The organism is Dietzia timorensis, from assembly GCF_001659785.1.
GTDB lineage: Bacteria > Actinomycetota > Actinomycetes > Mycobacteriales > Mycobacteriaceae > Dietzia > Dietzia timorensis.
This window is the reverse complement of record NZ_CP015961.1, coordinates 2,656,016-2,667,470: the sequence shown is the minus strand read 5'-3', so window position 1 is coordinate 2,667,470 and position 11,455 is coordinate 2,656,016. Positions and strand designations below refer to the sequence as shown.

Below are 11,455 nucleotides of genomic sequence, written 5' to 3'. Positions count from 1 at the left end.
AAGTGGCGGGGGTGGCCATTCGGCACGGTCCAGGCCGTGTGAAGTGCACCGCGTACGCGCGCGAGGGCGAACGTGTTCTAGAATTAAGGGGATTTGCCCGAGAATTAGGAGGACCCTCACAGTGCGTATTGCCCTGCTTTCGTACCGGAGCAAACCCCACTGTGGTGGCCAGGGAGTCTACGTCCGGCACCTGTCCAGGGAACTGGTCAAGCAGGGACACGAGGTCGATGTTTTCTCAGGGCAGCCGTACCCCGAACTCGATCCCGGGCCGCGGCTCGTCGAGGTCCCGAGCCTGGACCTCTACAACGACGTCAACCCGTTCCGCACGCCGAGGCCGAGCGAGATCCGCGACGGCATCGACCTGCTCGAGCTCGGGACGATGTACACCGCCGGCTTCCCCGAACCGCGCACCTTCTCGCTGCGGATGGCCAAGCTTCTCCGGGGCAGGCTAGGGGACTACGACGTCATCCACGACAATCAGTGCCTCGGCACGGGGCTGCTCGATCTCCAGGAGCAGGGCTTCCCGGTGGTCGCTACGTTGCACCACCCGATTACCCGCGACCGTAGGCTCGCGCTTGCCGAGGCGAAGGGCATCCGCAAGAAGATCACGACGACTCGCTGGTTCGGTTTCCTCGGGATGCAGAAGAAGGTCGCGCGGAAGATTCCGGAGATTCTCACGGTCTCCGAGTCCTCGGCGCGCGATATCGTCACCGATTTCGAGATCTCGCCGGAGTCCATCGCGACCGTTCCGCTTGGCGTCGACACCGACCGCTTCCACCCCGGGCGCGAGCGCGAGCCTGGGCGCATCGTCACCGTCGCAAGCGCCGACGAGCCGCTCAAGGGCGTACCGGTGCTCTTGCGCGCACTCGCGACCGTGCGAAAGTCCCACCCCGAGGCGCGGCTCACGCTGGTGTCGAAGCTGAAGCGCGGCGGGGCGGCTGCAGCGCTCATCGATTCTCTCGGGCTCGGCGACTCGATCGAGGTCGTCTCCGGAGTGGACGACGACGAACTCGCGCGCCTCGTCGGCACCGCCGAGATCGCCGTCGTGCCCAGCATGTACGAGGGATTCTCGCTGCCTGCGGTCGAGGCGATGTCCTCGGGATGTGCGCTCATCGCTTCCGAGGCGGGCGCACTTCCCGAAGTCGTCGGGACGGATGGGTCCGCCGGCGTCCTTGTCACACCGGGGGATGACGGAGAGCTGGCGAAGAATATCGTGGCCCTACTGGAGGACCCGGCCGAGCGTGAACGCCTGTCGACAGGAGCGCGGGCGCGCGTGATGGAGCGATACAGCTGGGCTGCCGTCGCCAGGCGCACCGTGCAGGTCTACGAGGCCGCGATCGCGAGGGTCAAGGGGCTTCCCGTTCCGGAGCTCGAAGATGGCCCGGTTACGGGCCCGACGGACGTCGACGTCGAGGAAAATCTTTCTACCGAAGTAGAGGGCGCGGACCGGGCCGGGGAACCGGCCAGCTCCGATGTCACGAACAAAGACGCAACAACCACCAACAAGCAGCAGGAGGACGCGCCGTGCTAACGGTGAACTTCAAGAGGCTCGGCGTCACGCCGGGAATGCGCGCCATCGACATCGGTGCGGGGCTCGGTCGGCACACGTTCGAGCTGTACAGCCTCGGGGCGAACGTCACCGCGTTCGATCAGAATGAGGCCGAGATGGCCGAGGTGCAGAACATGATCGAGGCGATCCGCCTCGAGGGTGGTCTGCCCGAGGGGGCGCAGGCGGAAGCGGTCGTCGGCGACGCGCTCAACCTGCCGTACGAGGACGACACCTTCGATTTGGTGCTCATCTCCGAGGTTCTCGAGCACGTGCTCGAGGACACCCGCGCGATCGAGGAGTTCGTCCGGGTGCTCAAGCCCGGTGGGGTCGCCGCGGTGACGGTGCCGCGCGAATGGCCAGAGACCGTGTGCTGGTGGTTGTCGGACGAATACCACGAGAACATCGGCGGGCACGTGCGCATCTACACCGAGGCCGAACTCGGTTACAAGCTCCGCGCCGCGGGCCTCGAGGTCACCGGGACGGGCCACGCGCACGCGCTGCACGCGCCGTACTGGTGGCTGAAATGCGCCGTCGGTGTGAACAACGAGGACAACCCGCTGCCGAAGTGGTACCACAAGCTCCTCGTGTGGGACCTGATGAAAAAGCCGCTGTTGACCCGCGTCGCCGAGACCGCGCTCAATCCCGTGATGGGCAAATCGCAGGTCTTCTATTTGTCCAAGCCGGTCGATTGGAAGGCTCGCCGCGACGCCCGCGCGCCGAAGCCCGCATAAGGAACACATGACTGACCCCGCGACTTTCGACCCCGCCAGCAGGCCTCTGCCCGAGGTGCCCGGCGTGCTCTCGCGCGATCAGGCGCGCGCCACCGGCGAGTGGATCGCGTCCGTGCAACGGCCCAATGGACAGATCCCGTGGTTCACGGGAGGGCACACCGACCCGTGGGACCATGTCGAATCGGCCATGGGGCTGTCCGTGGGAGGGCAGTGGGAGGCCGCGGAGCGTGCCTACTACTTCCTCCGGGACACGCAGCGCGGCGACGGATCGTGGCCGATGCGCTGGCAGGATGACGTCGTCGAAGACGCCGGGATCGACGCGAACTACACCGCGTACGTCGCGGTGGGGGTGTGGCACCACTTCAAGGTGACCGGGCACCAGGGGTTCCTGCGTGAAATGTGGCAGTGCGTGCGCCGTGCGCTGGACCTCGTGCTGCGGTTCCGCGGCCCCGAAGGTCAGATCTGGTACTCGCGAGGCGAGGACGGCGAGTTGCGCCGGGAGGCGCTCGTAACCGGCTCGTCGAGCATGCACCACGCGCTGCGCTGCGGCACGCTCATTGCCGAGGAGCTCGGTGAATCGGTGCCCGACTGGGAGATCACCGCCGACCAGTTGGGCGAGGTCATCCGAACTCGGCCCGAGCTGTTCAGCCCGAAGGACCGCTACTCGATGGATTGGTACTACCCGGTCCTCGGCGGCGTGGTCGTCGGCGAGGACGCGTCCGCCCGGATCGATGGTCGCTGGGGCGATTTCGTCGTCGAGGGACTCGGAATCCGCTGTGTCGACGACAACCCGTGGGTGACGGGCGCCGAGACGTGCGAGCTCGTGCTCTCTCTCGAGGCGGTCGGCCGGCACGCGGAGGCTCTCGAGCAGTTCACCAATATGCAGCACCTGCGCGACGACGACGGTTCGTACTGGACCGGCCTGGTGTTCGCCGATGGCAAGCGGTGGCCCGTGGAGCTGTCGACCTGGACCGCGGCCGCCGTGCTGCTCGCCGCAGATGCGCTCTCCCGCGCGACGCCGGGCAACGACGTCTTCCGCTATGTCTCCAACGACACCGCCGCCAAGCTCGGCCGCTGAAGGTTTCACGCCCCGAATTCTCTACGAAAGAAGAGCCGCGCCCCGAGTCCATGGGGCGCGGCTCTTCCGCCGTCAAGGGTGGGTGTTTGTATTATGACGTCGCAGGTGCCGGGCTCTCGGCGCCCCGGCCGTTGCGGTGGTGGGCGAACACGATGAGTGATAGGCCGGCAGCCGCCCATACAGCCAGCGTGAGCCACGGCGCGAGCGTGGAGGCTTCGGGGAAGTAGGAGACATCGCGTAGCAGCGTTCCCGTCGCGCCGGGGACGAAAAGTTGACCGATCTCGCCGAACGGGCCGGGGAGGAATTCCTTGGGGGCCTGCGCGCCGGCGAGCGGGTTACCGATGAACATGGTGAGGATCGCGCCCACGCCGATGCCGGGAGGGCCCAGCAGACTGTGAAGGCCGACGATGACCGAGGCGGTGGCTGCGAGGCTCAAGGCAATGGCCGGCCACACCAGATAGACGGGGCCCGGGGTGAGGTTGAACCACAGGTCGAGGATGCCGAACAGCGCCGCGGAGCCGACGACGGAGTAGGTGAGAACACCGACGAGCCGACGCCACGTGCCCTTGAGTGCCAGCGAGGTGATGACACCGCCGAGGATTCCGCCGATCGTGAGGGGGAGCGCCGCGAGTGCGAAGCCTGTGCCGTTGGGATCATCCTCTGAGGGCGGGACGACGTCGGTGACCTCGGCGCCGGCAGAGGCAGCCTGAAGCACGGCAATGCGCTGGTCTGCGGGGGCGTCGGCGGGTAGCTGTGCGGCCTGCGCGGCGACCATGCCATCGGCAGTCGAAGTGAGCATGGTGGCGACCTGGGTGTTGGCGGCCTTGGCGGTGAGAACCTCCATCGTCGCGCCGGGGGCGGAGGGAAGGACGAACGCGCCGTATGCCTCGCGCGCCTCGATCCCGTCGACCGCCGCGTCGCGGGTGTTGACGCGGTTGAATTCGAAGGGCAGGTCCTGGCCCTGTGCCTCGGCGGCCTTGGTGGCCTGCGCGGTGAACTGCTCGAAGGCCTGCTCGGAAGCGACGACATCGACGGGGAGATCTTTTGGCTTCGAGGTCATCGAGGGCCAGAGGAAAGCGAGCACGACGAGTGACACGATGACCGCGCCGACGACGCCCATGGCCACTGCTTTCGGCCACGGGGTGTGGGGTTCTGGGGTCGTCATTAAGGCTCCTGTTGTGGAAGGAATTGTGCACTAAAACGAATGAACGTTCTAGAACGTACTCCGATGGAGTGGAGTGGTCAAGGAGAATGAACATTCTGTACTGTGTGACACATGCCGAGGATTTCCGATGCCCGCCGAGCGGCCCAGCGCGAGAAGATCGTCCACGCGCTGCTGGCGACGGTTACGGAAAAGGGGGTCGCAGACACCTCGATGGCGGATGTGATCGAGCGCTCCGGCCTGTCCGCCGGAGCGATCTACGGATACTTCGCGTCGAAGGACGAAATACTCATCGCTGCCGCACGGGTCGTGGTGCAGGACCGAGCAGCCAATTTCGCCGAGCTAGCCGAACGCGACCCCGTCCCCCCGCCGTCGCGGGCGGTGAGCGAGGTTGCCGGCTCCTTGCCAGATGTCACCCGCAATGCGCGCGCGATGATGCAGATCTGGGGTCAGGCGATGACCCACGACGTGCTCAGCACGTGGACGGGCCAAATCGTCGACAACTTGCTCGAGGCCATCCAGGTCTATCTCCGCGCGTGGTTTGCGCAGGCCGGACGCGTCGATCCGGACGATGCCGCACAGCGCAGCGCCCCGGCATTCCTGGCGTTCGTGCAGGGCTACATCGTCCAAACGGCGCTGAGGGGAGAGGTCGACATGGAGGCCTATGTCGAGGGGATCGACACGCTCGTCGGAGGCTGGGGCTGAGGCCTTCGCCATTTCGGGACGATTCCGTCCGGCGGGCGCCGCGCGTCGGATAGAGTGTGTGGCACACACCTAGACAGCTGTCTACCTTTGCAGGTGGGCGGCCGGAATTGTAGCGGAGGCACCTCGCGTGGACTTTGGCATCACCCTCTTCACCTCCGACCGCGGCCCGCGGCCCGAACGTCTTGCTGCGCACGCCGAGGGGTTGGGGTTCCGATCGTTCTACGTTCCGGAGCACACCCACATACCGGTCGACCGCGAGGCTCTTCACCCCACGGGCGGCAAGGAGCTGCCGGACGATCGATACAGGCGCACGCTCGATCCGTGGGCCACGCTGGGGGCGGTCTCCGCCGCCACCACCGATATCCGTCTGGGGACCGCGGTTGCGCTTCCGGTGGAAAGTGATCCGATCGGGCTGGCGAAGACGATCGCCACGGTCGACCATCTCTCCGGTGGGCGAGTGACGCTCGGCGTCGGCTTCGGCTGGAACCTCGACGAACTGCGCGACCACGGCGTTCCGCTAGGGCGGAGGCGGACGATGTTGCGCGAATACCTTGAGGCGATGCGAGGGCTGTGGACCGAGGACGAGGCGGAGTTTCATGGGGAGTTCGTCGACTTCCCGCCCTCCTGGGCCTGGCCGAAGCCCGTGCAGGAGGGAGGACCGAAGGTCGTTGTCGGCGCCGCGGGAAACGAGAAGAACTTCACGTGGATCTGCCGCGCCGCCGACGGGTGGATGACGACGCCGATCGAAACCGATGCCGTCGCCGGGATCGGCGAGCTGCGGAGGATGTGGGATGCCGCCGGCCGGTCGGGGAAGCCGTACACGGTGATTCTCGACGGCAAGCCCGACTCCGCAAACCACGAGAAGTGGCGCTTGGCCGAGGTCGACGAGGTCGTGTATGGCACCCCGGACGCAAGCGAAGACGAGGTACTTGCCTACCTCGATCGACTCGCCGTGAAGCTCGGATTAACATAGATTGATAATCGCAGAGCGACTGCGGTTTTGACGTTGAGATGGCATGTCAACTATTCGAGGACGTACGCTAGTTTCATGCCGTCGACCACCGGTAAAATTCGAGATTCACAGCGAGCGCGACTGGCTCAAGCGCTCATCAACTCGGTTCGTGACGAAGGGGTCCCCTCTGCATCAGTAGAGGAATTGGCGTCACGGGTCGGCATCGTCCCCGAAGAAATCGGCCATCTGTACACGACCAAAGACGAACTGTTGCACCTCGCTGCGGAGGAAATGCTTCACGATCGAACGGCGCTGTGGCGCGACCTCGGTGAAGCGGCACCCGTGCCGCCGCCGGACGCGGCGCTCGAGCTCTTCCTTTCCGACATCCCGGACGCGAAGGCGACCGCGGACGCGTTGCTCCAGATCTGGGGAGAGTCCGTCGTCATGCCGCAGCTTCGCGACTCGACAAGCACCAGTATGGAGCGGCTCCACCAGGCGATCGGCGAATATCTCGTCGCCTGGTTCGGTCAGTCGGACAACGAAGATCCCGAGGGTGTGGCCTGGGCCTGCGCGCCCGTGATCCTGTCACTCGCCCAAGGATTCATCATGCAGGTCTCGACCCGCGGGCAGATGGATCCCGCCAGGTACGTGGCCGGCGTACGAGTCCTACTTGCGGAGATGGGCAGCCATTAGGGACTGGAGCATGCTCGACCGACTCGTCGCCGCAATACCGAGCGGATATTGGACGAGTTACGGCGTACTCGCAGAGTTGTTGGGCACCGGCGCTCGCGTCGTGGGTACCCGGCTGTCGACGGGCGGTGGGCCGGGTGCCTACCGAGTCCTGCGTGCCGACGGCTCGGTGTCCGCGGGGTTCCACTGGTCCAATCCCCACGAAACCCGCTCGGTGCGTGAGATCCTCGAATCCGAAGGCGTCGAATTCACCGGCGCCGGGCGCGCACGGCCCGAGTACCGACTGGGCCCAGCGGACCTCGAGGACTTACTCGACATCTCCGCGGCGGCAGCGTACGAGGAGGAACGGTGACATGGCACGGATGGTGCGCGAACTCTCTGGGCCGCGGGGGACGGGGCGCTTCGGTGCCGCCGCGACAGACCTCGGCTACCCTGCGCTGACAAACCACGGCTATACGATCACGATTTTCGGCGACAGTTTCGACGAACGCGTCGGCGGGCCCGGTTGGCGGTCTCCCATCGGCCTGCGCCAATCCAACCGCGATATCGAACGAGGCATCGACTGGGATAACGCGATCGGCGGGGCGTACGCGAAGCAGATGATCAACTATCGCCACTCGGGAGGGCCGGACTCGGGCAAGCTTCCCGACGGATTCACAAACATTCCCTGTGACCTCATTCACCTGCCCGATGGCCGTTTCATGATGACAACTTTCGCGATCAAGGCGTGGGGCCCGGTGACCGAAGGGAGGAGCTGGGAGACATTCCACTCTCGGATGTGGACCTCCACCGACGAACACGGCGAGAACTGGGTCCGCTCCTGGGACGTCGAACGCGACCACGGCAATTTCGACTTCCCCAATGCAGGGATCTGGCGGCATTTCCAGAACAATTCGATGATCCTGTGGCCGGGAGAAGACCACGTGTACATCTATGGCACCAATTCGGGCCGCTGGCACGGCGGAGGGATCCATCTCGCGCGCGTGAGCTGGCGGACGATGTGGGAGCGCTCGACCTACGAGTTCTTCGGTCGCGATTCTTCCGGGGCCTGGGGGTGGAATGCGTGCGGCCCTGCGGACCCCATCATTGCGCCGACAATTCCGGACGGCGCCATCGGCGAACTCGGCACGCAGGTCATCGACGGGACAGTCGTGCTGTCCTACCTCGACGGACCACTCGGCGCGGTGACCCGCGCGGCCCCGCGTCCCGAGGGGCCGTGGACCCCGCCGCGCGTGCAGGTCTCCTGGCGAGAGGAGCCATTCCTCTACGCCCCGACGATCCACCCGTATAGCTCGTTAAATCGCGCTCAGATGCTTCTGTCGGCGTGGCCGCACGACGAGAACGGGACCGAGTTCTACGGAGTCCGCCAGTGGGAGGTGTCCCTTCGCGGTGTGGGCTGGGCGGACCTCGAGTCCACCCCGGCGAGGGAATCGATAGCCGGGCTCGCCGATCCACGCTCCGGCGAACCGCTGCGCGGAGAGCTCCACCCGATACTCGACCGGATACCGCTGGACGAGCGCATCGCCGTCCTCGCGGATTGCAGCGATGACGGCGTGCAGCGCGATCACATCGAGCGCGTGTGTCGCGACGGGTATCCACACTGATAAGGGCCGGCGAGCGCCGACTCGTGGAACAGGCCTAGACACGTGTCTATACGGGTGTACAGTTGCGGTATGACCTCGACGATTCCAGCGTTCAGCCCTTATGACTACTCGTTCCATGAGAACCCGTATCCGATGTACGCGGCACTTCGCGATAACGCGCCGGTTTATCACAACGCGGACCTGGGATTCTGGGCTATTTCGCGGCATGCGGACGTGGGCGAGGCGTTCCGCGACAACGCCGCGTTCTCCGCGGCGATGGGTGTGTCCCTCGACCCTGCGGCCTACGGGCCCCACGCCTACAAGACGATGTCGTTCCTCGCGATGGACGATCCGCGTCACAATCAGCTGCGCCGCCTCGTCAACAAGGGGTTCACCCCGCGCCGGGTCACCGGGCTCGGCGAGCAGATCACAGCGCTCACGGAGCAGTACTGGGGCGAGTGCCTCGACAAGGCTCGGCGGGGAGAGGCGATCGACTTCGTCGACGATTTCGCAGGGAAGCTCCCCATGGACGTCATCAGCGAACTGATGGGCGTGCCCGAGGCGGACAGGGCGCGGCTACGGGCGCTGGCCGATCGGGTGATGCACCGTGAGGAGGACGTCTTCGACGTGCCCGAGGCCGCGATGAACGCCGCATTCGAGCTCATCGCCTACTACCAGGAGCTCATCGCGGCCCGGAGGGCCGAGCCGCGGGATGATCTCACCTCGGCGCTCATCGCCGCGGAGATCGACGGCGATCGGCTCGACGAGGACGAGGTTCTGTCGTTCCTCTTCCTGATGGTCATCGCCGGCAACGAAACGACTACGAAACTTCTGTCCAACGCGATGTACTGGGCCGATCACTTCCCCGAAGCCAAGAACGCGGTTCTGGCGGACCCGGACCGCGTCGACGACTGGATCGAGGAGACCCTGCGCTTCGACACGTCCTCGCAGATGGTCCTGCGAACGACCAAGGACGAGGTCACGGTCGGTGACACCACGATCCCGGCGGGGGAAAAGGTGCTCCTGCTCATCGGCTCGGCGAACCGGGATCCCGAGGTGTTCGACCGGCCCGAGACCTACGACATCGACCGCGGAAACTGGGACGGGTTGATGAGCTTCGGGGTGGGCACGCACTTCTGCCTTGGCGCGCACATGGCCCGGCTGGAGGCGCAGATCTCTCTGCGCCACATCGCCGAATCGATTGAAGATTTCTCCATCCTTCCCGGCGCGGAGCGTGTCCACTCAACCAACGTGCGCGGATTCGCCCACCTTCCCGTCGCGCTGACCCTGCGGGGGGAGAACTGATGGCCAAATGGCGCAAGCATCCGCTCCCTCTCGACTATCCCCGCCACCCCGAACGGCGGACCGCCCTCGTGCTCGGCGCGTCCTCGGGGATCGGCCGCGCGACGGCCGTCGCGTTGGCGGAGGCCGGGCACCCGGTGGCCGTCGGCGCGCGCCGAGTCGACCGGCTCGACGAGGTCGTCGCGCACATTCGCGAGGCGGGCGGTGAGGCCGAGGCGTTCGCCGTGGACGTCACGGACGAGAAATCGATTGCCTCCGCCGTCACAGATGTAGAGGCGGCGCTCGGCGAGGTAGAGGTGGTCGTCAATAGCGCCGGTTCGCTGCGGATGGGCCGTATCTGGGAGATGACGCCGGAGAATTTTTCCGCGCAGGTCGACGTGCATCTCCTCGCTGCGCATCGGGTGGTCGCGGCGGTTGTTCCCGGCATGGTGGCGCGCGGGCGCGGGGACGTCGTACTCATCGGCTCGGACACCTCGCGGACCGCCCGGCCGCGCAGTGGGGCGTACCCGGCTGCCAAGTCCGCCGTGGACACCATGGCCTTCCAACTGCAGAGCGAGCTGGAAGGTACCGGTGTGCGCGCCACCGTTGTGCGACCGGGTCCCGTGGCCACCGAGATGGGCACCGATTTCGACGAGGACACGATCGTCGACGTCATCAACGATTGGGTGAGGTTCGGCCATGGTCGGCATGGTCGGATGTGTACCCCGGCACAGCTCGCGCACGGCGTCGTCGCGGCGGTGTCGCTCTCTCGCGGCGCGTATGTGAGGGAGTTGGAAATTCAGCCCGAGGCTCCGATCGAGCCCTAGGGGCGCACCCTCTCGCCCTGGGGCGTACGAAGGGCCCTCGACGTCATACCAACTGGCGGGCGGCCATCTCGGCGGTGACCGCCATGGCGATCGCGCTCACGGCGAGCAGGGCCACCATGACGAACAGTTGCATGATCGCCGCATGCGAAACCGGCGCACCGCCGAGCACCATCCCCACGAAGGCGCCGGGAATGGTGACCAGGCCCACCGAACGTGTCTGGTCGATCCCGGGAAGAAGTGCCGTCGCGCCGGCCTCGGTGCAGATCTCCGAGCGCGCTTCGCGCGGAAGAAAACCTAGGGACAGCGCCGCCTCGACCTCGCCGCGTCGGGCCGCGAGTTCCTCGAGCGCGCGGCGACCGGCAAGCGACGTCGTATTCATCGCGCCGCCGAGCAAGATTCCCGCCGTAGGAATGATTGCGAGACCCGCCGCGGGTAGCACGCCGACCGCAACGAGGACCGCGACGACGAGTACCGTCGGCGCCGCAACCGGTAGCCACAAAAGCGCCACCACTCGCCATTGTGGCCGGCGCCGCGCGACTCGAGAGCCCGAGGTCCAGGCTGCTGCCACCGACATCACCCCGACGAACGCGGCCGAGGCCCATACATTCTGGATGACCACCGCGATGACGGCGGCGAGCGCCGCAAGCTGTACCACCGCGCGCGCAACTGCTACGGCGGCATCGGTGGCGTGGCCGGTTCGCGCGAGGCGATTGACTGCAACAGCGGCGAACGCGAGGACGATGACGGCGACAGCCAGACCCGGACCGATTGCGACCATCGAGTCCTGCGTAGAGCTCATTCCTTCATTATCCGGCACGCGCGGGAGTTGGGCGGGCGTACGAGTTGCCACAAATGTGGGCGTGATCACATCCGTTGGGGTTATTCTGCGGATAGTGG

Annotated in this window: 12 protein-coding genes; 10 read left to right on the top strand and 2 right to left on the bottom strand. The window is 66.2% G+C overall.

The window, feature by feature from the left end; translation table 11 throughout:
• Positions 1-121: 121 nt before the first annotated feature.
• Genes BJL86_RS12370 through BJL86_RS12360 form a run of 3 tightly spaced genes read left to right on the top strand, consistent with a single transcriptional unit; the run spans position 122 to position 3,358 of the window.
• Positions 122-1,531, top strand: coding sequence for a glycosyltransferase family 4 protein (locus BJL86_RS12370; protein WP_082908702.1), 1,410 nt, complete (start codon positions 122-124; stop codon positions 1,529-1,531).
• Positions 1,525-2,280 (top strand): class I SAM-dependent methyltransferase, encoded by a 756-nt coding sequence (locus BJL86_RS12365; RefSeq protein ID WP_067477661.1) that lies wholly within the window; start codon positions 1,525-1,527, stop codon positions 2,278-2,280. Before BJL86_RS12370 ends, BJL86_RS12365 begins: the two co-directional genes overlap by 7 nt.
• Before the next feature lie 7 nt (positions 2,281-2,287).
• Positions 2,288-3,358: a glucosidase family protein gene (locus BJL86_RS12360; protein WP_067477658.1), complete on the top strand. Its 1,071-nt coding sequence runs from the start codon at positions 2,288-2,290 to the stop codon at positions 3,356-3,358.
• Between the two features lie 91 nt (positions 3,359-3,449).
• Here BJL86_RS12360 and BJL86_RS12355 read toward each other — a convergent pair whose 3' ends face one another.
• Complete coding sequence (locus BJL86_RS12355; protein ID WP_075844994.1) at positions 3,450-4,523, bottom strand: hypothetical protein; 1,074 nt, start codon at positions 4,521-4,523, stop codon at positions 3,450-3,452.
• A 111-nt stretch (positions 4,524-4,634) separates the two neighbouring features.
• Between BJL86_RS12355 and BJL86_RS12350 the strand changes: the two genes are divergently transcribed.
• From BJL86_RS12350 to BJL86_RS12320, 7 genes are all read left to right on the top strand, one after another.
• Positions 4,635-5,225, top strand: a complete 591-nt coding sequence (locus BJL86_RS12350) for a TetR/AcrR family transcriptional regulator (RefSeq protein WP_067477652.1) — start codon at positions 4,635-4,637, stop codon at positions 5,223-5,225.
• A gap of 127 nt (positions 5,226-5,352) precedes the next feature.
• A complete protein-coding gene (locus BJL86_RS12345) occupies positions 5,353-6,198 on the top strand; it encodes an LLM class F420-dependent oxidoreductase (protein WP_067477649.1) in 846 nt (281 codons plus the stop codon).
• 75 nt (positions 6,199-6,273) lie between these two features.
• Complete coding sequence (locus tag BJL86_RS12340; protein WP_156515437.1) at positions 6,274-6,870, top strand: TetR family transcriptional regulator C-terminal domain-containing protein; 597 nt, start codon at positions 6,274-6,276, stop codon at positions 6,868-6,870.
• A gap of 10 nt (positions 6,871-6,880) precedes the next feature.
• Positions 6,881-7,219, top strand: a complete 339-nt coding sequence (locus tag BJL86_RS12335) for an MGMT family protein (protein ID WP_067477643.1) — start codon at positions 6,881-6,883, stop codon at positions 7,217-7,219.
• Between the two features lies 1 nt (position 7,220).
• Entirely contained in the window at positions 7,221-8,471 is a 1,251-nt protein-coding gene (locus BJL86_RS12330; RefSeq protein ID WP_067477640.1) for a DUF4185 domain-containing protein, read from the top strand.
• A 69-nt stretch (positions 8,472-8,540) separates the two neighbouring features.
• A complete protein-coding gene (locus BJL86_RS12325) occupies positions 8,541-9,755 on the top strand; it encodes a cytochrome P450 (RefSeq protein WP_067477637.1) in 1,215 nt (404 codons plus the stop codon).
• The gene (locus BJL86_RS12320) at positions 9,755-10,558 is read left to right on the top strand and encodes an SDR family oxidoreductase (protein WP_067477634.1); all 804 of its coding nucleotides are present in this window, start codon (positions 9,755-9,757) and stop codon (positions 10,556-10,558) included. Before BJL86_RS12325 ends, BJL86_RS12320 begins: the two co-directional genes overlap by 1 nt.
• 43 nt (positions 10,559-10,601) lie before the next feature.
• Here the strand turns inward: BJL86_RS12320 and BJL86_RS12315 are convergent, their stop codons facing one another.
• Complete coding sequence (locus tag BJL86_RS12315; RefSeq protein ID WP_067477631.1) at positions 10,602-11,357, bottom strand: ABC transporter permease; 756 nt, start codon at positions 11,355-11,357, stop codon at positions 10,602-10,604.
• Positions 11,358-11,455: the final 98 nt, after the last annotated feature.